Annotated in this window: 27 protein-coding genes and 1 pseudogene; 7 read left to right on the forward strand and 21 right to left on the reverse strand. The window is 25.7% G+C overall.

Features of this window, described 5'->3' with window-relative positions; genetic code table 11:
- Nucleotides 1-148 precede the first annotated feature (148 nt).
- Complete coding sequence (locus BN7997_RS12975; protein ID WP_071121168.1) at nucleotides 149-361, reverse strand: hypothetical protein; 213 nt, start codon at nucleotides 359-361, stop codon at nucleotides 149-151.
- A 243-nt stretch (nucleotides 362-604) separates the two neighbouring features.
- Here BN7997_RS12975 and BN7997_RS12980 point away from each other — a divergent pair, with 243 nt between their 5' ends.
- The 3 genes from BN7997_RS12980 to BN7997_RS12990 are packed head-to-tail and all read left to right on the forward strand — an operon-like array spanning nucleotide 605 to nucleotide 1,830.
- A complete protein-coding gene (locus BN7997_RS12980) occupies nucleotides 605-931 on the forward strand; it encodes a hypothetical protein (protein WP_071121169.1) in 327 nt (108 codons plus the stop codon).
- Between the two features lie 15 nt (nucleotides 932-946).
- Nucleotides 947-1,297, forward strand: a complete 351-nt coding sequence (locus tag BN7997_RS12985) for an IS630 transposase-related protein (protein WP_071119193.1) — start codon at nucleotides 947-949, stop codon at nucleotides 1,295-1,297.
- Nucleotides 1,210-1,830, forward strand: coding sequence for an IS630 family transposase (locus tag BN7997_RS12990; RefSeq protein WP_143023211.1), 621 nt, complete (start codon nucleotides 1,210-1,212; stop codon nucleotides 1,828-1,830). The genes BN7997_RS12985 and BN7997_RS12990 overlap by 88 nt, the downstream gene beginning before the upstream one ends.
- Before the next feature lie 66 nt (nucleotides 1,831-1,896).
- Here the strand turns inward: BN7997_RS12990 and BN7997_RS15915 are convergent, their stop codons facing one another.
- The 7 genes from BN7997_RS15915 to BN7997_RS13025 form a co-directional block, all read right to left on the reverse strand.
- Nucleotides 1,897-2,949 carry a murein hydrolase activator EnvC family protein gene (locus tag BN7997_RS15915; protein WP_071121170.1) on the reverse strand — a complete coding sequence of 351 codons (1,053 nt, stop codon included), beginning with the start codon at nucleotides 2,947-2,949 and terminating at the stop codon, nucleotides 1,897-1,899.
- Nucleotides 2,950-2,968: 19 nt separating this feature from the next.
- Nucleotides 2,969-3,865 (reverse strand): permease-like cell division protein FtsX, encoded by an 897-nt coding sequence (ftsX, locus tag BN7997_RS13000; protein ID WP_071121171.1) that lies wholly within the window; start codon nucleotides 3,863-3,865, stop codon nucleotides 2,969-2,971.
- Nucleotides 3,849-4,535, reverse strand: a complete 687-nt coding sequence (gene ftsE / locus BN7997_RS13005) for a cell division ATP-binding protein FtsE (RefSeq protein ID WP_071121172.1) — start codon at nucleotides 4,533-4,535, stop codon at nucleotides 3,849-3,851. Before ftsE ends, ftsX begins: the two co-directional genes overlap by 17 nt.
- A 186-nt stretch (nucleotides 4,536-4,721) precedes the next feature.
- Nucleotides 4,722-5,669: a S8 family peptidase gene (locus BN7997_RS13010; RefSeq protein ID WP_071121173.1), complete on the reverse strand. Its 948-nt coding sequence runs from the start codon at nucleotides 5,667-5,669 to the stop codon at nucleotides 4,722-4,724.
- Nucleotides 5,670-5,699: 30 nt separating this feature from the next.
- Nucleotides 5,700-6,881 carry an MORN repeat-containing protein gene (locus BN7997_RS13015; protein WP_071121174.1) on the reverse strand — a complete coding sequence of 394 codons (1,182 nt, stop codon included), beginning with the start codon at nucleotides 6,879-6,881 and terminating at the stop codon, nucleotides 5,700-5,702.
- Between the two features lie 286 nt (nucleotides 6,882-7,167).
- Nucleotides 7,168-8,193 carry a 3'-5' exonuclease gene (locus BN7997_RS13020; RefSeq protein ID WP_242873422.1) on the reverse strand — a complete coding sequence of 342 codons (1,026 nt, stop codon included), beginning with the start codon at nucleotides 8,191-8,193 and terminating at the stop codon, nucleotides 7,168-7,170.
- Between the two features lie 120 nt (nucleotides 8,194-8,313).
- The gene (locus BN7997_RS13025; RefSeq protein WP_071121176.1) at nucleotides 8,314-9,177 is read right to left on the reverse strand and encodes a tRNA 2-thiocytidine biosynthesis TtcA family protein; all 864 of its coding nucleotides are present in this window, start codon (nucleotides 9,175-9,177) and stop codon (nucleotides 8,314-8,316) included.
- Between the two features lie 209 nt (nucleotides 9,178-9,386).
- Between BN7997_RS13025 and BN7997_RS13030 the strand changes: the two genes are divergently transcribed.
- From BN7997_RS13030 to BN7997_RS13040, 3 genes and pseudogenes are all read left to right on the forward strand, one after another.
- Nucleotides 9,387-9,596 (forward strand): spore coat associated protein CotJA, encoded by a 210-nt coding sequence (locus BN7997_RS13030; RefSeq protein WP_071121177.1) that lies wholly within the window; start codon nucleotides 9,387-9,389, stop codon nucleotides 9,594-9,596.
- A complete protein-coding gene (locus BN7997_RS13035; RefSeq protein WP_071121178.1) occupies nucleotides 9,596-9,862 on the forward strand; it encodes a spore coat protein CotJB in 267 nt (88 codons plus the stop codon). The genes BN7997_RS13030 and BN7997_RS13035 overlap by 1 nt, the downstream gene beginning before the upstream one ends.
- Nucleotides 9,863-9,892: 30 nt before the next feature.
- A pseudogene (locus BN7997_RS13040) lies at nucleotides 9,893-10,216 on the forward strand (manganese catalase family protein); the annotation flags it as partial.
- Nucleotides 10,217-10,294: 78 nt separating this feature from the next.
- On the opposite strand, the gene BN7997_RS13045 reads toward BN7997_RS13040, so the two are convergent.
- From BN7997_RS13045 to BN7997_RS13085, 13 genes are all read right to left on the reverse strand, one after another.
- Nucleotides 10,295-11,743, reverse strand: a complete 1,449-nt coding sequence (locus BN7997_RS13045) for a recombinase family protein (protein WP_071121179.1) — start codon at nucleotides 11,741-11,743, stop codon at nucleotides 10,295-10,297.
- Entirely contained in the window at nucleotides 11,715-11,882 is a 168-nt protein-coding gene (locus BN7997_RS15665) for a hypothetical protein (protein WP_154665259.1), read from the reverse strand. The genes BN7997_RS13045 and BN7997_RS15665 overlap by 29 nt, the downstream gene beginning before the upstream one ends.
- 222 nt (nucleotides 11,883-12,104) lie before the next feature.
- Entirely contained in the window at nucleotides 12,105-12,593 is a 489-nt protein-coding gene (locus tag BN7997_RS13050; RefSeq protein WP_071121180.1) for a hypothetical protein, read from the reverse strand.
- A complete protein-coding gene (locus BN7997_RS15670) occupies nucleotides 12,583-12,759 on the reverse strand; it encodes a hypothetical protein (protein ID WP_154665260.1) in 177 nt (58 codons plus the stop codon). The genes BN7997_RS13050 and BN7997_RS15670 overlap by 11 nt, the downstream gene beginning before the upstream one ends.
- A gap of 81 nt (nucleotides 12,760-12,840) precedes the next feature.
- Nucleotides 12,841-13,170 carry a hypothetical protein gene (locus BN7997_RS13055; RefSeq protein WP_071121181.1) on the reverse strand — a complete coding sequence of 110 codons (330 nt, stop codon included), beginning with the start codon at nucleotides 13,168-13,170 and terminating at the stop codon, nucleotides 12,841-12,843.
- Between the two features lie 165 nt (nucleotides 13,171-13,335).
- A complete protein-coding gene (locus BN7997_RS15675; protein WP_154665261.1) occupies nucleotides 13,336-13,506 on the reverse strand; it encodes a hypothetical protein in 171 nt (56 codons plus the stop codon).
- Nucleotides 13,507-13,902, reverse strand: coding sequence for a hypothetical protein (locus BN7997_RS13060; protein ID WP_071121182.1), 396 nt, complete (start codon nucleotides 13,900-13,902; stop codon nucleotides 13,507-13,509). It abuts the gene before it with no gap.
- A 554-nt stretch (nucleotides 13,903-14,456) separates the two neighbouring features.
- Nucleotides 14,457-14,630, reverse strand: coding sequence for a hypothetical protein (locus tag BN7997_RS15680; RefSeq protein ID WP_154665262.1), 174 nt, complete (start codon nucleotides 14,628-14,630; stop codon nucleotides 14,457-14,459).
- A gap of 275 nt (nucleotides 14,631-14,905) precedes the next feature.
- Nucleotides 14,906-15,595, reverse strand: a complete 690-nt coding sequence (locus BN7997_RS13065) for a recombinase family protein (RefSeq protein ID WP_071121183.1) — start codon at nucleotides 15,593-15,595, stop codon at nucleotides 14,906-14,908.
- A 456-nt stretch (nucleotides 15,596-16,051) separates the two neighbouring features.
- Entirely contained in the window at nucleotides 16,052-16,540 is a 489-nt protein-coding gene (locus BN7997_RS13070; RefSeq protein WP_071121184.1) for a hypothetical protein, read from the reverse strand.
- A gap of 542 nt (nucleotides 16,541-17,082) precedes the next feature.
- Nucleotides 17,083-18,150: a hypothetical protein gene (locus BN7997_RS13075; protein WP_071121185.1), complete on the reverse strand. Its 1,068-nt coding sequence runs from the start codon at nucleotides 18,148-18,150 to the stop codon at nucleotides 17,083-17,085.
- Nucleotides 18,151-18,503: 353 nt separating this feature from the next.
- Nucleotides 18,504-19,409 (reverse strand): hypothetical protein, encoded by a 906-nt coding sequence (locus tag BN7997_RS13080; RefSeq protein WP_071121186.1) that lies wholly within the window; start codon nucleotides 19,407-19,409, stop codon nucleotides 18,504-18,506.
- Nucleotides 19,410-19,964 carry a GIY-YIG nuclease family protein gene (locus BN7997_RS13085; RefSeq protein ID WP_071121187.1) on the reverse strand — a complete coding sequence of 185 codons (555 nt, stop codon included), beginning with the start codon at nucleotides 19,962-19,964 and terminating at the stop codon, nucleotides 19,410-19,412.
- A 94-nt stretch (nucleotides 19,965-20,058) separates the two neighbouring features.
- On the opposite strand from BN7997_RS13085, the gene BN7997_RS13090 reads away from it, so the two are divergent.
- Entirely contained in the window at nucleotides 20,059-20,643 is a 585-nt protein-coding gene (locus BN7997_RS13090; protein WP_071121188.1) for a BglII/BstYI family type II restriction endonuclease, read from the forward strand.
- Nucleotides 20,644-20,656 lie beyond the last annotated feature (13 nt).

Here is a 20,656-nt window from a genome sequence, read left to right on the forward strand (position 1 = left end):
TCATTCTTCAACCTTTTATTAAAGTATAAGACTTTGTTAGACAATTGTGTGACAAATAATAAAATAGCTAGACATATTGGAGTCTCAATTGTCTAGCTATTTTTATATAAATTATTTTGTAATATATTAATTTTATGAACATCTTACCTTAATAGAAAACACTAATTATACCGCAAATCAATAATTGTAATCCGTACTTTAGGTGTATTTTTGCGAATAATTCTGATTCCATATAACAAATAAGTTTATTTAGAAATTGTAAATTATTAAATTCTTGTATATTTTTATTTTCTTTATTTGTTAATTTACCTAAAAATATAAATGCTATGCCTACAAGACCTATATTTATAAAAAAATCCATATGCATACACCCTAACTTTATGATTTTATCGTTATATATTTGGTAATATATAACAATTACCAAGTTAATTATATTTTATCACTTTCAACACTAATTTAAAACATAGTCTAAATTTATTTATCTTTTTACAAATTAACGGAATTAAAATTCCTAAACGAAACAAATAGTGCAATATTTACCTGTTTTTTTATTTATAACTAGGAGAACCTATATTCAGAACAAACGTTTTGATAGGAGGTAAATATGAACATGAGATCAGAACTATTTAACTGTATTTGCGAGTTAAATACTTGTCAAAATCAATCTATAAAAATTATATTTACAAATAAAACAGAGAACATATTTACTGATGGTTTCGAACTAACAGAATCTTATAATTGTGGTTACTTAAAATGTATAAAACTTATAATAAAATTATTATCCTGTCAAAGTGAAGAAAAAGAAAATGTCTTCAAAGAAATAAATTCAGTTGACTTGTCTTATTACTATAACTATTCATGTAAAAGTTGCTTTGTTAAAGGTTTTATAGTAAACGAACTTAATAATAAAGGTATGAAAATTATTAAATAAGCTAACAAATATAATATGAGTTATGATATAAAGTTTAAACAAAGAGCAGTAGAATACCAAAGAGAAGGCCATACTTACAAAGAAACTTGTAAAGTATTTAAAATATCTGAAACAACACTAACTAGGTGGATAAATAAAGAAAAGGAAGGTAAATTAGGTGAAGTAAAAATACAGGTTAGAAAACCAAAAAAGATTTATCCAGAAAAGTTAATTAAATATATAGAAAAACATCCAGATGCATATTTAGTTGAGATTGCAGAGGAGTTTAATTGTAGTGAGTGTGCAATAAGAAAAGCATTAAAGAAATTAAATATAACACGAAAAAAAAGACAACTTCATACAAAGAACAATGTAAGGAAAAAGTAAATAAATATTTAAATGAGATAAAAAACTTTAGCGAAGAAGATATAGTATATATTGATGAAACAGGAATACAAGGTTATATTTATAGAGAATATGCAAGAGCTATAAGAGGTAAAAAAGTTTACGATAAAATACCAGGTAAAAAATACAAAAGAACAAATATAGTAGCAGGAAAATGTGGAGATAAGATTATCTCTCCTTTAGTGTACGATAAAATAATGGATAGTAAGTTTTTCGAAAAATGGTTTAAAGAAATGTTTTTAAATGAAGTAGAAAAAAATAAAGCTATTGTAATGGATAATGCAACATTTCATTGTAAGAGTAGATTATACGAATTATGTAAAAATGCTAATAAAAATCTAAAACTAATATTTTTACCACCATATTCTCCAAATTTAAATCCTATAGAAAAGTATTGGGCAACATTAAAGAAAAATTTGAAAAAAATAACTAAAAATAACAAGAGCCTTGAAGAATCTATTTACGAACTTTTTTTAAGTTCGACTACTATATCCACAAATATAGTTATGATATAATTTCTTTATACGCAAAAAATAAGTACCTATAATATTATAATATATAAGGTACTTATTTTTTAATACTTATTTTATATACGGAACTGGATTTACATGCTTTCCGTTTATTCTTACTTCAAAATGAAGATGCGGACCAGTTGAGTTACCTGTAGAACCTATTTTAGATACTACTTGCCCTTTTTCTACTCTTTGCCCTACTGACACTGCTAATTTACTATTATGCCCATAAAGAGTTACTTTTCCATCATCATGCTGTATCATAACAGTGTTACCATATCCTCCTTTAGTCCCTGAAAATATAACTTTTCCTGAGTCTATAGCTACTGCAGGTGTTCCTGTTGGTGCTGGTATATCTATTCCAGTATGCATCTTTTTAGTATTAAAAATTGGATGTATTCTATATCCATATGGAGAGCTTATTCTAGAATGCCCTGGCACTGGCCAAGAACCACTAGATATAACTTGTCCTTCTCCATTGACAACACTTTGCGCTGCTATTTTTTCTATTTCTGATTCTAATTCATTTTCTTCTTTTTCTAATTCAGATTTTAATTTTTCTAGTTCTATTTTATCATTATTTAAAGATTCATTATCTATTTCTAATAATAATTTTAACTCTTCTTGCTCAACCTTTTTATTTTCTATTTGGCTCTTTTTATCTTCTATTTCTTGTTTATTTTCATCAAGTTCTGTTAAAACTTCTTTATCTTGTTTTACAATTTGCTTTACTATATATACATTATTAAAAAAGTCAGATATTGATGAACTATTTAATAAAATCTTTATATAGCTCATAGAATAATTGCTATTTATTACTTTTATTCTTTTAGATAATTTATCTTTATTATTTTGTATATTATTTTCTAATTCATTTATTTCAGATTTTATCTCATTTATCTGCAAATCAAGTTTGCTTATTTCTTCATTAGTAGATAATATTTTTTCTTCAACTTCAATTATTTTAGAATTTAATTCTATTATTTGTTCATCTAATCGTAATTGACTATTCCTATTTTCAGTTAGTTTTTTTTCTAAATCTACTTGTTTATTTTGACCATAAACAATACTTGTACTAAATATTATACTACATAATGTTATCGTAGTTATTACTTTCCTCACTAATTCTCCCCCCTAAATCTTATACTTTTAAATGTCTTTTTACAGATATAATACTACCTAGTACTCCAATGGTAATTCCTGTTATAAATAAAACAAATGCTAAAAATATTGCTATTTCTGAAACTGGAATCATCATGTTATTATTCATAAAGTTAATTGCATTATTTATATTTTCTAATATGTATTCATACATATATATACATATGAATAACGCTATAGTAGATCCTATAAATCCTATAGTAAAACCTTCAACTATAAATGGCATTCTTATAAAGTTATCACTTCCACCTACATACTTTATTATTTCAATTTCTTCTTTCTTGCTGTACACTATAGCTTTTATAGTATTTGATATTATAACTAAGCATATTAATATTAAAAATATAATAAGTACTGCACCAAAGTTTCTAATAGAGTTTGATATTTTAACAAAGTTTTCTATTACATCTTCATTATATTCTACATTTTTAACATTATCTAAAGTAGATATTTTACTTGACACTGCTTTTATATCTTTTGAATTTTCTAATGTAACGATGTAGCAATCATCTAAAGGATTTTCTACCTCTTCTAATAAATAGGCATCTTCTCCCCAGCTACTTTTCATGTCATTTAACATGGTTTCTTTGTCTTTAAACTCTACACTTTTTATTCCTTCTATATTGCTTAATTTATCTTTAAGATTCTCTATACTAGTTCCATCTAAGTTAGGTTGAATAGATACTCTTATTTCATTTATTTCATATTTTGTTGTTTTTATGAATTGATTTGTATTTAATACAATACTAGTTATTATACCTAATATTATTAACGATGCACTAACAGAAATTATAGATATAAAACTCATAGTTTTATTTGTAAAGATTCCTTTTATACCTTGTTTTACACTATATAAAAAATTAGACAGTAGCTTCATACATTTCCCTCTTCGTGTCTCTTATTATTTTTCCTTTTTCTAATTGAATAACTCTTTTAGGAAATAAATTTATAATTTCATTATCATGTGTTGCCATTATAATAGTAACACCTTCTTTGTTTATATCATTTAATATTTCTAATATACTTATAGAGTTTTCTATATCTAAGTTACCAGTACATTCGTCTGCTATAATTATTGATGGTTTATTTACTATAGCTCTTGCTATAGCCACCCTTTGAAGTTCTCCACCAGACAATTCATCTGGATATTTATTATACTTATCTGCTATTTTAACCTTCTCTAAAACTGACATTACACTTGGTTTTATAGTTTTTGAATTGGCTCCAACTGCTCTCATTGCAATTTCAACATTTTCATATACAGTCTTATCTCTTAAAATCCTAAAATCTTGAAATACTACACCTAAATTACGTCTATACTCATGAATTTTTCTATGTTTAATCTTACTTAAATCTTGTCCTAGTACTGACACCCTTCCTGATGAAACTTTTTCTTCTCGTGTTAAAATTTTAAGTAGTGTAGATTTTCCTGCACCAGAATGTCCCACTAAAAATATAAATTCACCTTGGCTTATTCCTAAATTTATATTATCAAGGGATTTGTTTCTATCAGAATATACTTTTTCTACGTTGGTAAATTTAATCAATTTTATCACTCCATATATCCTTTTTTTTACACTAAATTTATGCACATCATCTATTATATATTATAAGTATCATTTTTGTAACAGTTTTGTAGCATTTTGTCGTTTATTTTTATTTTATATTAATTCTATTCAAAACTAAAAAGCTATTTCATATTAAGGTAAATTATATATGAAATAGCCCCTTTATTAATATTTAAATTTTTTCATATTTTTTTCATCCTTTAAATATACTAGTCCATTTCCCTGTACAGTTCTAGGATATTCCAGCACTCTTGTGTGCTTTATCAATTGTGCATATAATTCTTCTTGTGTTAAATTTCTTTGAAATTCATTTTTAGACCAATTTTTTAATAAAGCTAAGCTTCCTGTAACATGAGGCGCTGCCATACTAGTTCCACTCAAAACAGCAAATCGATTATTAGGATAAGTCGAAAGTATATCAACTCCAGGTGCAACAACATCTATAGCTGTATTAGAGTTAGAAAACTTAGCAGGTACACCTTTTTTATCAACAGCTCCAACAGATATTACATCTGGATAAGCTGCTGGATATGAATATTCAAAACTATCAGCATCTCCATCGCCTTCATTACCTGCTGCACAAACCACTAATATATTACTATTAACTGCTTCTTTTATTACCTTTTCTAGTTTAGGACTATTTTCTGATAACCCAAGTGACATAGATATTATATCTACCTTTTGCTCTACTGCATATTTTATAGCATTTATTACCCAATTTAACTTACCTGTTCCAGTTCTATTTATAGCCTTTAAAACGTAAATTTGCGCATCTGGAGCCACACCTGTTATATTACTTCCATTTGCGCATATAGTACCTATTACATGAGTTCCATGTCCAACTCTATCAATCACTATATTAGGATTTTTTTTATCTTCATCTGTAAAATTTTTTACACCTATTATATTATTTTTTAGGCTTTCATGATTTATATCACACCCAGAATCTATCACTGCAATTTTAACTCCAGCACCTTTTTGTGACTCTTGCCATATACTTTTTGCCTTTATCATTTCTACTCCATAGATGGATTTTGTTCCTATGCCTCTAAACTCTTTATTTATTGTAAAAGGTATTAGCTTTACATCTAAATCTAAAATTTCTGTTTTCATTAATATCACTCCAAAATATTGTATATTAAATTATATATTTTTAGAGTGATTATGGTGATTAATATTATCATTTAAATATTTTTCTATATTTTCTAGCATTTCTTTTTCTTCTATAATATTTAAATCTATATCATTTATGTACTTTTCTTTACCATTAGCTTTATATACACCATTTAATATATTACCTTCAATTACTACATCAATTACAACTTTAGAGTTTAAGTAGTAAGTTCCTACCTTTCCTTTTTTATCATTTTTCCATTCACCAATATATTTATATAGACTACATACATATGTACCTATGCCATGGCGCTTTCCTCTTTTAAAATCACCTTCATATATTCCTTCATTTTTATATCTATATCTTCCATTACCTTCAAATAAATCATCCTTAAACTCACCTTCATATACAATATTATCTATAGACTTTAATATTCCATATCCTTTTTTTAAACCATATCTATATTCACCTTCATATGTATCACCACTAGTATTTATATAGCACCCATGTCCATGAAATACATTGTCTTTAAATTCCCCTATATATTTATCTCCATTTGAATAAATATATTCACCCCTTCCATTAATTTTATCATTTAAGAATTCTCCTATATATTTATCTCCATTTGCTTTTATTAATTTACCATCTCCAAATTTTAAATTATCTTTCCACATACCTATATACTTGCTTCCATCTTTATAATATAATACACCCTTACCTTCTTTTTTATTGTTAATAAAATGACCCTTATATATGTCATTATTTTTGTATGTGTAAGTTCCTATTCCCTCAGCTACTCCATTTCTAAAATCTCCACTATATGTACATCCATTGTTATAAGTATATTTACCTATGCTATGCATTAAATCATTTTTCCATATACCTTCGTATCTTTCTTTATTTGCAAATATACAAACACCAAAACCCTGTCTTTTACCATTTATGAATTCTCCTTTATACAAGTCTCCATTATCATATTTATAAACTTTCTCATTAGTCAAAGATTTATCTACAACTTTATATGAATTATCTTTATTTTCATTTTCAGTCTGTTTAAGTATTTTGCTACTACCTCTCATACTTAAACTATTATTTCTCTTATTTTTACTTTTAGTTCTTGAATATTTTATAACTGTAAATATTATAAATATAGAAGATAATAATAGAAAAACCTTAAATATAGTAAAAAAATACACCTTTATCTCGTCCATATTGAGTATAATCTCCTTTTATTAAATTAAGATATATTAATTTATATTTTTTAGATTTATTTATTATACTTATAAAAATTCACTTCCCTTGAGCAACATGTCTGTAAAGTATTTTGCTCACCCTACAGACACATACATTGCTTGACCTACTGCGTGAGCTAAGCATTTTAAAACATCATTTTTACGTTTATAAAATTATTGATATTACTTATATTCATAGGCTATACATAAAACTTTTCATGCTATAACTTACCTATACATAAAAAGCTATTAATAAAATATTTTATCAACAGCTTTCTTCTAAAATATATTCAAAATCTATACCTTCATATAATAAATCTTCATTAAATAATAATATTATATTTTCAATTTCTTCTTTATACTCTGTAGTTGTAACCTTATATAGCATCAAATCGTCGAATAAATCCTTCATATCAAAATAAAGATTTTCTAATAAGAAAAAATATCCTACTTTTAAGTCTTTCAGATTATTAATAACTTCTAATTTTCTATTTATATCTCTTAATATTTCTATATTATATATATCAATCTGTTTTATAGATTCTATATATATACGAATAGTTTTTAATATTTCTATAGATATATCCTTATGTATTTCATCACTATTATTTCCATATAAATTTATTCTATATTCTTCAAATATGTATTCTAAATTTTCATTTATAACTGTAAATGGTTGCCTTACAATATCTTTTATCGTTAATATATTCCTAGTTTCTTCACTATTTTCTAGTGTTTTATCTAATATAAATAAATTATATGCATCATATAAAGGGTCATGTGCATCTCCATAAAATTCAACATTTGCGCAATCTAATAAATTTTTAAGTGATACATAATTAATACATCTTATTCCGTAATTTATATATTTATCTTTTATATCTACAAATAAGTTTTTTATATTATTTACAAATCTAGGATGATTATATTTATTCGAACTTTTTTTATCTGTATTGTTAAAGCACATTAAATCTAAGTTCCCAAATGTATAAATTCCTTCTATTTGATAAATTTTTCCCAACCATTTTTTAAATTTCCTCATAACAGTTTCATAAGAAGGAGCCTTTGATATATCCTCTTGGCTTATATTTGTAAGTTCTTGTATATGTGGAAATATATTTAAATTAGTTATTGGTTTTACTAAAGATTTAAATTTTTCAATTTCACCAGTGTCTGTATCATACTTTATTGCTCCTATAGCTATTATATCCGCATCTAGCATATCCTTTTTTGTTTTTGTATTTGCCATATTCATTTCAAAATCTATATATATTTTTTTCAAATAAATCACCCCTATTTATCTAGCTATAAATATATTTTACCATTTTCTATAATTATTTTTATTGATAATTTAAAATAATAATATAAAATAAAAACACTGATATAGTACCAGTGTTTTCATTTTATATTATTATTTTTCATAATTTTCTAAGAATGAATGTTTAACTCCATCTTGTTGCCAGCCTAAAACAGAATCTATATTAACATTTTCAGCTGCCTTAAATATAGATTTTTCAACATCTTTAAAGTTTTCACCTAAACTTTTTATAAGATCTTTTATTTCATATCTTTTATTTCCAGTCTTTTTCGCTGCAACCATACATGCACAGTTTAATGGCCATATACCACTATTTTGTATAAACCTAACTATATGTTCTTCTCTTATATAGTAAAGAGGTCTTATTATTTGTATTCCATCAAAATTTGTTGAATTTAATTTTGGTAACATTGTTTTAAAGTTTCCTGCACATAATAAGTTTAACATAGTAGTTTCTATAACATCATCATAATGATGTCCAAGTGCAAGCTTATTACACCCTAACTCTTCTGCCTTTGAGTATAATGCTCCTCTTCTCATTCTAGCACACATATAGCAAGGATAATCTTTAGCTATTTCATCTGCTATTTCAAAGATTCTAGAATCAAATAAATGTATTGGAATATCTAAGTATTCACAGTTATCTATAAGTAGTTGCTTTATATCTTTATGATATCCTGGATCCATAGCTATAAATTCAACTTCAAAGTTAACTTGTCCATGTCTTTTTAATTCTTGGAACATTTTAGCCATAAGTAAACTATCTTTTCCACCAGATATGGCAACTGCTATTTTGTCACCTTCTTCTACTAGATTATAATCTCTTATAGCTTTTATAAATTTAGACCATAAATGTTTTCTATATTTCTTTATTATACTTCTTTCTATATCCTTTAATGGCTGTCTTTCATCAAAAGGAACTATAATTTCACAGCCTTTTCCTGCTAATTCGCTCATTTTATCACCTCATCCTTATGTGAACATGCAAATTATTTTATCATAAAATCTATTATGAATTCAAGTAATACACAAATTAAATACTTTTATTTAACATATTTATTAAAAATCATTAATAATATTTAAGTTATTCAAGTAACCAAATTTGCTTGTACGAATACTATATTATTAGATATTTATTATCTAAATTTTTACTGGGAGGAATTTTAATGGAGGATAAAAAAAGAGGTATATCTAAAAATTGCGGTTGCGAACTTGCTAGACCTTATGTAAATGATCAAACATTTACAAAGATGTATTCGCTTTCTGCTGCACTAAACAAAGGAACTTTATTTCCTGAATTATATTTGATGGATTCACTAATGTACAATAAAGAATTATATTCTACACCTAAAAAATTACGTGGGGGTAAAAGATAATGGCTCAATTAAATAGATATGAAATAATATTAAAAATCCAAGAATTAAGTTTTGCTTGCGTAGATTTAAATTTATATTTAGATACTCATCCAGATGATGCAAATGCTGTAAATATGTACAACTCTTTTTCAAAACAATTAAATGAAGCTATACGTAATTATGAATGTAAATATGGACCTTTAACTAATTTTGGCTATGGTAAAAGTGGATGTCCTTGGCAATGGATTGATCAACCATGGCCTTGGGATAGAGAATTTAACTGTTAATATTAAAATATAGGGGAGGATTAAAATTTTATGTGGGTATATCAAAAAACTTTACAACATCCTGTAAACATAAAAAATATGGATTTAAAAATGGCTAAGTATTTAATAACTCAATTTGGTGGACCTAACGGGGAATTGGCAGCTTCACTTAGATATTTAAGTCAAAGGTATACTATGCCTACTGGTAAAACTAGAGCTCTTTTAACTGATATAGGAACTGAGGAACTAGCTCATGTTGAAATGATTGCTAGTATGGTTTATCAATTAACAGCAGATGCTACTCCTGAACAATTAAAGGCTGCTGGACTTGGTACAAATTATGCTCAAAATGGATTTGGTATATATCCTTCTGAAGTTAAGATAACATATACCCAATTTTTAATTTAGATATATGTTATCAAATTTATTATATAAAGTCAATATATTCATACATCAGTATATATTAAAATCTATATATATTTTATCATGGCTAATTATAATCTTATCAATTAATTCTTGTAATATATTTTTCTTTTCCAAATCGTTAGATTTATCATATATATCATCAAAATTTTTATACTTCTGTAGTAAGTAAATTGCTTTTGATGTTTTATTCTTTAATTTGTTTAATTCATCTATATTTATATTTAAAACTTCTTCTAGTCCTTGTTTTTCATCTTTCAATTTTTGTATTAATCCATTTACTATTTCTATATCTAAATTACTCTCACCTAGAATTATATTTTCTATTTGTTTTATAGCTTTTTCTATATCCTTATTTTTCTTTTCTATATTTCTTTGAATTATATCTATGGTATCATTTATACCTTTTATACTATCATTTATTTCTTTGTTATATCTCTTTTCTAGTGTTTCAATATCTGTATTACCCATAATTGATTTTATATCATTAATTACTAGTGGCTCTATTTTATTACTGTTATAGTTCTTCGTTATCTTTGCTTTTACATCTTTGCAATGTTTACATCTATAATATGGTCTTTTATCCCCATTTTTAAGTTTTACATAGTCCACATGTACTTTTCTTATCTCTCCATCTTCGCATTGATGCCATAATATACTTTCTAGAAGTGCATCCGTTTTATTTACATATTTAGTAGTTCCTTTAGTTCTTCTATTCTGCATGATGTCTTGAACTTTATAAAATAGTTCATCACTAACTATTCTCAATTGTGGCATATCTATAAGTTCACCTTGATATTGTTTTTTACCTATGTATATTGGGTTATGAAGTAATTTAAGTATCTTTTGCCTATTAAACTGTTCACCACGTTTAGTAATTTTATTTTTTTCTATAATTTTTATTATTTTAGGTATTCCGCCTATTACATATTCTTCAAATAACATTATAACTATCTTACTCTCTTCTTCGTTTATTTCAAGTTTCTTATCAACTACTCTATATCCATAGTTCGGAGTCCCTCCTGCATACCCATCTTGTTTTATTTTTGCTAATTTACCATTTTTAACTCTTTTTGATGTTTTTCTACTTTCTTGTTGTGCTGTCCAGAACCTAATACTATTTAATAAATCATCTGTATCACAACCACCATTTAGGACACCTTCTGTTACTGATATGACCTTTACTTTACATTCTGTCATTAAAGACATAAAACCTACCATTTCCATCCTACGACCTATTCTGTCAGAATTAAATATTATTAATGTATCTAGTTCTTCATTTAAAGCCATATCCTTTATTATCATCAATCCTTTTCTATCTTCTAGTCTAGTTTTAAATCCAGATACAGCATCTTCTTCTATCCATTCGTCTACTATAAGTCTATTATCATTTATATACTTATCAATAGCTGTTTTTTGTGATATATTATCTTGCATTATTGAACTAAATCTAGTTAGCACAACTGTCTTTTTTCTCATATACTCCACCTTCTTTTTTTTCTTCTGTTTCAATTCTTTTTATTATACCTGTAAATATATCATATAATTTATCTTTATCAACCATTTTATTAGTATATCTTATTTCTACCTTCATATCTTCTATTTTAACTTTTTTCATATCCAATCAATCTCCTATTATGGTCTTAATGTAAAATATGAAAGCTCTATAGCTTATGTGTATGTCCACTACTTTTGCTATCTTTTACATTCTAAAACTGTCTTTTTTAGTGTTCAATGAATTATATACAAGATAGCTACAAAATGTAAAAAATATTAAAAATAGGTGTTGAAAAGTATTTATTCCAACACCTGCAGCCTTAAAATAAAAGAATAATTTTATTTAGTTTTTTTGAGCTTCTTTTTCAAGTTTTTCTTTAAGTTTTGATATAACATATTTATTCTCTAGACTTGTTATAAGTTCTTTAGCTTCTTTTATGTTTACTTCTGCATCTCTTTTATTTAGACATATAATCCATTCATACTTTTCATCTTCACACATATTAATAGTAATCAAAGTACTTTCTAATTTTTTAGCTTGTTCTATAGTGTCATACTCTTTTAATATTCTTGTATGTTCTACTAAGTATCTGTTAAGTTGTCTAATGTTTTCGAACTTATACATCTTCATTAATACCCTTAATAATTGACCTATTTTATTATTTCTTGATATATTCTTATTACACCATTTTGAAGTTCTAGTTCCTATCGTTTCATCTGTTGAACCTATATATTGATATATAGCCCTCGAAATACCATATTTTTTACTTTTATAATAGCTTAAATCTGTGAAGTCAATTTCTCTAAGATATACTAATGATTTATTCTCCATCCTTAGCACCTCCAGCAGGTAACATTGGGTTAAATATCATATGATTATTTATAATAGCCCTAATGGCTTCTAATAGACTTCTGCACTTATTTTTGTACATGAATTTTTCTATATATTGTTTTTGTTCTACTGTGCACCTTGCTTTTATTAATTGGTCTTTTATCATTGGTTTTACCTCCTATATTTTGAATTCTAAAAATGGATCGAGTTACCGACCTTGTAATAAAAAAGCTGGATTACTCCAGCTTTATTTATTTAATACATTATTTAAGTAATACATTTCTTTAACTAATCTATTGATATTTATGGTATTCTTAGTTCTTATGTTATTAACTTCTTCAAGAACTCTCTCATCATCCCAATGAGGAAACCATAAGCCTATTAATTTACTTGCGTACTCTTTATACTCTTTTACTGATATGCTATCATCCCAATGAGTATTTAATGCTACATCTAGTATTCGACCAACTAGCCTAATACTTACTCTCATCCTAAAATTACTCTCATTAGAGTAACAAAATTTAGACATATCCTTTAAATGTGTTATTTCTTTTTCTGTTAAGTTTTCTAAATTCATTTGTGTCACCTTTCTAATATTTTTTAGGTATTAGAATTACTCTAATACCTTTTATGTTTTGTCTATTAGTTCATATGTTTTGTATGCTTAAGATAAGTAATTATAGACACTCGTAATAGCAAGTGTAAAATTTTAGATTACTTTTCTTATAAATTTTTTCATTTATTAATTTCCTTCTTTTCTATCTTTATAGCTATAAGTTAAAGGATTATGTGTTACACGACCGTCCTCATCAAATTCAATTCCTACACTTTTCATAAGCTGAATTAAAGGGTCGTCTTTAAATTTATCTTGCTTACCGCTTCTATTTCTCTTAGCTTTTTTTATAACAACCATTTACTCATCCTCCTTAAATATTGGTGTAACTTTTGCTCTAGTAGATGGTGTTAGTCCATAATTTCTGCATATGCTATCAATCTTAGTCGCAACTTCATTTTTGATTTTCATTGTTCTAATATACATCTGCAAATCATCTTTTAAGCCTTCCATTTGGCTATTTAGATAGTTGTATTCAACTATTAGATTAGATAATAAGCATAGCTGGATGATGTCACTATCCAACAAGTTAGGTATTACACTACATAAGAACTCTATTATTGCCAAATGTTCTTGCGTCTCTCCTAGTATTCCTAGAAAGTTATTTGATTCTAAATTTTCTGTTCCTATTACACTCCAAAGGTCTTGTATCTCATTTTCTTTCGCTTGTTTTGTTGAATTGTATTTTACCTCCATGTCTTTTAACCTCCTGCATTTTGTATCACAAATTAAATATATACAAATCAACTTTTCAACGTAAAAGTTCAATTAAAATTTTTTTTATTTTTTTCATGAAGTACCTTAGCGACCCTATATATATTAGAAATTTTAAAAAAAGTCATACCTATTGATATGACTTGTAGTAACTAATACTAGATTTGCAGCTATTTATTATGTTTATCTAAATACTCTCTTATTGCACTTGATATGATATCTTGTACTCTATATTGCTTATGCCCTTACAGAATGTAGTTAATTCTTTATGTATATCTGTATATATTCTATAGTTTCTATTTACTGTATCTTTACTATCATAGTTATCTATAGAACTATGTATTATACTTGTAGTATCTATTACTACATTTGTATCAATGCTATTTGTATTTAATCTATTATTAATTATATCTATTTATTTTTGTAATTCTTTTATTTGAACTTCTAAGCTGTTTATTCTATTCTCTAATACCTTTATATCATTAGACTTATTATTCTTTTTTGCGCTTTTTTATTAGCTTTAGTAATAGTGTTATCTATTTTAATACATCTATTATCTCATACCCAAAGGATTTAAACCTTTTTCTTGCGGTTGCTCTATCAATTCCTATAGATGTACAAACCTTTGTTAGCCTGTTGAATTCTAATTGACTATTTATGTATTCTATTTGTTCCAACATCTCTAAGTTATTGAAGTGTTCCTTATTCACTCTATCAACCCCTTTTGTGTTTATATCATTAATTGTATCATTGTATTAATTTTAGGCATAATAAAAGCTATTCAATAAGTTAGAATAGCCTAATACCAATTTAATTCACCTTTTTTAATTCGATATACTCTAAGCCAATTACCATCACTTAAAGTCACCTTAATAGCTTTCCCATCATAAGTAGCGTACTTCTCACCAACTAACTCTACAGCTCCTACTACTTCTACATCTGTATTAATATCCTTTTAAACTCATTCAATAGCCTTATATGCTCCTTAGCCATTACTTAAGTCCTCCATTAATTCTCTTTTATACTTATAATAAGTATTCTTAGCTACTCCAATAAGCTTCATTACTTCAATATCTTTTAATGTTCCTTTGAAATCCTTTGAGTATTTGATTATTTGTTCTTTTTTCTCAATAGATTTCTTTGTAGTTAACTTTACACCTTTAGGCTGTCCAATTTGTTTACCGTTTAATTTGGCTGTTGCCATACCTTCTTTGGTTCTTTGCTGTAGGTCTTTAACTTCTTTTTCTGATTGATTAAAAGCTATTTGTATTTGTTCTTTAGCTAATGCCATTAGATACTCATTTATTGCCTTAAGTAGTATATCTTCTTTAGTTCCCATTAAAGGGATATTCTTATTAAGTGTTTGTTTGTAAGTATCTGTATTAATCATAGGCTCTTTTATAAATACTAAGTTTACGCCTTTATTATAAAGTTCTTCGTATAGCTCAAAGCCTTCTATAGCGTTTCTACTCATTCTACTAACGCTATCAAATACTATTGTATCACCTTTAGTAACTATCTTTAGTAGCTTATTAAATTCTTTTCTACCTTCTACTTTTGTAGCTGTGTAAACCTCTTTTATTATTGTAGCTGTAGGGTATTCAGCTGTTATATTCCTTATTTGTCTATCTATTGATTGGTCTTTAGTACTTATTCTACAATATCCGTATATCATTTGTATTAACTCCTTTAGTATTAATTGTGTGGTTCGCCACTTTTGACACTCTAAGTGTAGTGCTATTTTTATATTAAGTCAATAACTTTTGATACTTTTTTTGATCATCTCACTTTTAATACTGTTTTAATACTATATTATTGTAGTATCTGTAGTAGTTCCTAATTATAACCTAACTATTAAGTACAGCTTAAGCTATCGGTATTACTTCTATAAGCTCAAATATTGTTTATGTTTATATAGTTAGGATTTATTAGTGTTCATTTATTCTTATAAGCTCCTAAGGGTTTATACATTACTTTAACTGTCTAAACTCCTATAGATGGATTAATTTGTATACTTTGGATGAAATAATATTTTGGTGTAAAGCTTTTATGATAGGTAGTTTTATACTTTGTGTTGTTGGTTTAGCTCTTAAATCATACTACAGCAATTAATATAAACAAAATAGAGTATCTAATTTTTTAGATACTCCGTCTTATTGTCTAACTCAAAATACTTTTTATATAGTATATGTTCCCAATCTTTATTTTCTTTTAAACTCAAAGCTATTATATATTTACTACTTCTATCTAAAAATTCATTTGTATACTCTCTAAACTCATTTTCTATATATGATATATCATTTAAAAAGTCTGATGATATGTTTTCATCTATAAACTTATTTATCTTTTTGATATATGCTTTTATATCTTCTTTTGTATTAAAATTAAACCTTATAAAGTCTAACTTATGAGTAGAATTATTATCTAAATCCAGTTCATTTAAAGTAATGTTTGGATAATAACTCTCTAACTCACAACAATCTAAAGTTTTATTATATGCAATTACTTCTTTGTATTTTATATCGTAATGTGCTGTATTAAAATATCTATATACAATATGTTTTTTATACTCTTTTACACTTTCCATATCTAAATCAATTATATCAAATACATCCAACATCTATATTGTCCCCCTAATGACTGTTATATCTTACAATATTATATCATATCATCATCAAATATAGTAGTACCAATGACTTTGTATATACAAATTGATTTATAAAAATTATATTTTTTATTTGTGAAATGATTTTTTTCATTAATTATGTACTATAATATAAAAGAGATTACATTCTAGTGATGTGGAGTGTGGTTTCCATAATAATTATTTGGATTTCTTGAACTTGATGTTTATTTCAAGTTCTATGCCACTTTTTCTCCTACCAGAGTTAAAGTGGTTTTTCATTTTGCTTAAACTTCAGATATATTTACATCAATATTATTAAATATCTAAAATATAAATATGTTAAAATTCTTATTCATAAAGATTACTTACCTTATACTACTATGCCACATTGGTTTGCTATCGCAAACGCAACGTGTCAACACCAGACGCGCTGGTGTTGGATATTTTTATTGCTTATTATAATAAAAAATGTCGTTTAAAATTAATATATATAATATTCCATTAATAGTTAAATATACGACTTTTAACCGACAAAATTATCCTACTAAGATTTTACTTAATTTAAGTATATTTTTTATTTCAAATTCTATGTCATTACTTCTAAAAAACGTAGGCTCTCCCCACATTACATCATTACTTTCTTCTTCATACACTTCCTTGTGTAGAGATTGTAATCTTTTAATTTCTTCTTCTCTAATGTTTCTAGTTGTATTCTCTAATAGTTCATAGAAATTATTTTTTATATAGTCTATATTCTGATTGTATTTTCTATCATCCACAACTCTTTTAAGAGCCATTCTAGTTGTATTAATTATATAACCTTCCCAGAATGTTATACACTTATCATCAAACTCCTTTGATAATAACTCACAAACTATTTTACTAAAACGTTTAAATTCATTAAATAACATCAACTTGCTCGTATCATCTATTTTTGATTTTCCCTCTTCTACTCTTAAACAATTTAATATATCTAGTGCCTTAAACTTAGTGTCTAAAAATATTTCTATATCTCTATTATCATCTAAAACTTTATTATAATGCTCTCCATTCTCTTTTATTAATCTTAAATGTATCTTTTGATTGTAATATATATAACCACTATTCTTTAATCTTTTTAACGCGCTTTCAATTCTTTTATTTAATTGAGTACCTATTTTTAATCTATACTTTCTCAAGTATTCATAATTTATACCTATTTCACAGCGAAATGCATCTGTTTCATATAAAAATTTCTTATATTCTTTTGACATTAACATTAATCTAACTAATAGTTCATTACTTGTTATTGTCACTACTTGACCACAATATTCTGTTAATAGTTTATGTAATATTACATCACCTATTTCTATAGATGTTTCTGAATTATTACCTAATGCTCTTTTGTCTATAAACTCTATTTCATCTATTTCCTTTATTTTATCTATAACAAATTTATGACCTTCTTTATGATAATCTATAGCATTTCTTAATCTTTCTAATTGTATTTGTTTCGCCTCTCCTGTTCTCGTTTTTATTTCTAATAAATTACAAAGTTTTTTATAGTTTTTTATTACTTGCCCTACTTTTAAATTTTCTATTTTGGGTATTTCTATTTTTTTCATCTTATCAAATCTCCTTTGTAGCTACTATATATTTAAATTTTTAATATCAATCTCTCGGTGAGTAATTATATACAGCTAAAATATAAAATGTAAAAAATATATAGAAGTAATTTATTTAACATTGGATTATTCAGATAGAATTTGTTTATAATCTAAATAAAATTTTATAAGGTAGGTATTTAATGAATTTAGAATTATTTATGTTTTTTCATAAACATTTAGTTTATCAATAATATTATCCCTATATTATAGTATATTTTATTAATAAAGTATTTAGTTGTAATTTACATCTTATCAAAATATATTTAAATATTAAAAAAGCTAAAAATTATTTTAACTTTTTTAAATAATCTTTAGCTTTCTTGCAAGTCTATATCTTTTTTTATATGTTTAAATATTTCGCTTTTTTCTAATTTGTCTTTATTTTTTTCTAGTGATTTAGATATCTTATCAACTTGTGTTTGTGATATATTTTGTTTTTCTTTATTTGCATCTTGTACCATATAAAAAGTATCAAACACTACTTTATGACTACATTTTTGTTCATTAGCTTTGAAATTCCCTCCAGATAAATTTACTAATGTATTTTCTTCACTTTCTACTGATAATTTGTTCATTATTGTATAAACAAATATTCCAGATAAATTAGCTATTATAGAAATGCCCTTTTCTTTTTCAAATGAATATGTATATACATAGTCAAATGAACTATTCAAAATAAAACTATGTGGATGAGAATTCTTAATATCATTGGTTGCTTCTTTTATATCATCAAAAAAGAACATATGAACCTCATTATTTCCTATATCATTTCTTTTTTCTAATAAAAATTCTCTTAATACTTCTTCATTTTTTATAATTTCTTCTAGTGTATCTCTATCTATATTTCCATTCTTTAGAAACTCCAATAAATCAAGATATAATGTTCTCCAATTTACAGATACTATAAACCTTATTAACCATTCTTCATACTCAAAATCTTTAATCTTTTCATTTTTGTATGGATGAAAAACTTTATTAGCAAATTTTGTTTCTAATTTACTAAATCTATCTTCACAATCACCACATAATAAATATTCTTTACTTCCATCTTGTAATCTTACATCTGGGTCATATGGATTTCTCATAAATCCACTTGGAGAATTTTTCATTATTCTTCTAAATATAAATTTAGGAACTATATGACTTTTCTCTAGCATATCTTGTTTTCTACATAATGCACACGTACCAAGACGTTTTCCCTCATTCGTTATACTCATTTAAATTACCTCCGTTATACTTTCTAACTTAGATTTATCTACAAAATTATATTTAGGTTTTAACATTGCTATTAAATAACTTTCCAAAAACAATATTTCTTGTACATTTTGTTCAATAAAGAAATATGTTAATTTCGCATTATCTACTAATTCATTCCTTAAGGTAATTGCCTCATTTTTATTTCCACTAGATATTTTGTAAAGCATTCCACCTGTATCACTTATTATGAAATGCTGTTTCATACGCTCTTTTAAGTCCCACCTTGATACATTTTTTTCTTTATCTTTTTTTGTAATTGTATGGCATTCACCTACATATATAATTTCTATATTTTCATCTTCAATCTCTTTGTAAAATATATAAATTCCTACTTTGCCCCTAGCATCTTTTATCTTTTCATAATTATTATTCTTTAAATCAACACCAACTTCTATTTTCGTAGATATATCTGAATATTTAACAGTCTTTAAATTAGCTTTACTTATTAATTTAATATATTCTGAATTTTCTCCATCATTTCTAATAATAGCTGATATTAGTTTTTTATTTTCCATGACATTCCCCTCTTAACTACTGTAATATATTGTTTGTAATATTTTACATTATATTATAATATAATGTAAGTATATTATGGAAGGAGGTGTTTTAGTGGCTATAGATTTATTACCTGAAAATATAAGACAAAATTATGAAATTTATGAATGGAACTATGCTACATCTATACTTTATTGTGATTTTAGACAAGAATTTGATGAAATAGTTAATATACTAAGTAATTTCAAATTAAAAAGAGAAGATATAATAAAAAAAGGTGGTAGAAAATCGCCTATTGCTAATGCTTTAGACTCCGAGTTTTATAAATTAGGCTGGGAAGAAAAATGGTTCAAAGTCAATATAGACGTTGATGGCAATTCAGTTTCAATTCCAACTCATGGTGTTGATTGTTATAAAAATAATGTAGCTGTAGAGGTTGAATGGAATAATAAAGACCCATTTTTTGATAGGGATTTAAATAACTTTAGACTATTATTTGATTTAAATACAATAAGTGTTGGTGTTATAATCACTCGTTGTTCTAGCTTACAAGAAATATTTAAGACTTTAGGAAAGGGCGACTCTTATGGTTCTTCTACTACTCATATGAATAAACTCATCCCTAGAATACAGTCTAACGGTGCTGGTGGCTGTCCAGTATTAGCTTTTGGTATATCTGATAGTCTATATGAAGAATAAATAAAAATAGAGT

The sequence above is a fragment of the Romboutsia timonensis genome (assembly GCF_900106845.1).
In the GTDB taxonomy this organism is placed as follows: Bacteria; Bacillota; Clostridia; order Peptostreptococcales; family Peptostreptococcaceae; genus Romboutsia; species Romboutsia timonensis.

Coding starts and splice junctions, on each gene's coding strand:
- BN7997_RS12975 (WP_071121168.1), bottom strand. CDS start 361: ATGGATTTTTTTATAAATATAGGTCTTGTAGGCATAGCATTTATATTT.
- BN7997_RS12980 (WP_071121169.1), top strand. CDS start 605: ATGAACATGAGATCAGAACTATTTAACTGTATTTGCGAGTTAAATACT.
- BN7997_RS12985 (WP_071119193.1), top strand. CDS start 947: ATGAGTTATGATATAAAGTTTAAACAAAGAGCAGTAGAATACCAAAGA.
- ftsX (WP_071121171.1), bottom strand. CDS start 3,865: ATGAAGCTACTGTCTAATTTTTTATATAGTGTAAAACAAGGTATAAAA.
- BN7997_RS13010 (WP_071121173.1), bottom strand. CDS start 5,669: ATGAAAACAGAAATTTTAGATTTAGATGTAAAGCTAATACCTTTTACA.
- BN7997_RS13015 (WP_071121174.1), bottom strand. CDS start 6,881: ATGGACGAGATAAAGGTGTATTTTTTTACTATATTTAAGGTTTTTCTA.
- BN7997_RS13025 (WP_071121176.1), bottom strand. CDS start 9,177: ATGAGCGAATTAGCAGGAAAAGGCTGTGAAATTATAGTTCCTTTTGAT.
- BN7997_RS13030 (WP_071121177.1), top strand. CDS start 9,387: ATGGAGGATAAAAAAAGAGGTATATCTAAAAATTGCGGTTGCGAACTT.
- BN7997_RS13035 (WP_071121178.1), top strand. CDS start 9,596: ATGGCTCAATTAAATAGATATGAAATAATATTAAAAATCCAAGAATTA.
- BN7997_RS13045 (WP_071121179.1), bottom strand. CDS start 11,743: ATGAGAAAAAAGACAGTTGTGCTAACTAGATTTAGTTCAATAATGCAA.
- BN7997_RS15665 (WP_154665259.1), bottom strand. CDS start 11,882: ATGAAAAAAGTTAAAATAGAAGATATGAAGGTAGAAATAAGATATACT.
- BN7997_RS13050 (WP_071121180.1), bottom strand. CDS start 12,593: ATGGAGAATAAATCATTAGTATATCTTAGAGAAATTGACTTCACAGAT.
- BN7997_RS15670 (WP_154665260.1), bottom strand. CDS start 12,759: ATGATAAAAGACCAATTAATAAAAGCAAGGTGCACAGTAGAACAAAAA.
- BN7997_RS13055 (WP_071121181.1), bottom strand. CDS start 13,170: ATGAATTTAGAAAACTTAACAGAAAAAGAAATAACACATTTAAAGGAT.
- BN7997_RS15675 (WP_154665261.1), bottom strand. CDS start 13,506: ATGGTTGTTATAAAAAAAGCTAAGAGAAATAGAAGCGGTAAGCAAGAT.
- BN7997_RS13060 (WP_071121182.1), bottom strand. CDS start 13,902: ATGGAGGTAAAATACAATTCAACAAAACAAGCGAAAGAAAATGAGATA.
- BN7997_RS13065 (WP_071121183.1), bottom strand. CDS start 15,595: ATGATATACGGATATTGTAGAATAAGTACTAAAGACCAATCAATAGAT.
- BN7997_RS13070 (WP_071121184.1), bottom strand. CDS start 16,540: ATGTTGGATGTATTTGATATAATTGATTTAGATATGGAAAGTGTAAAA.
- BN7997_RS13075 (WP_071121185.1), bottom strand. CDS start 18,150: ATGAAAAAAATAGAAATACCCAAAATAGAAAATTTAAAAGTAGGGCAA.
- BN7997_RS13080 (WP_071121186.1), bottom strand. CDS start 19,409: ATGAGTATAACGAATGAGGGAAAACGTCTTGGTACGTGTGCATTATGT.
- BN7997_RS13085 (WP_071121187.1), bottom strand. CDS start 19,964: ATGGAAAATAAAAAACTAATATCAGCTATTATTAGAAATGATGGAGAA.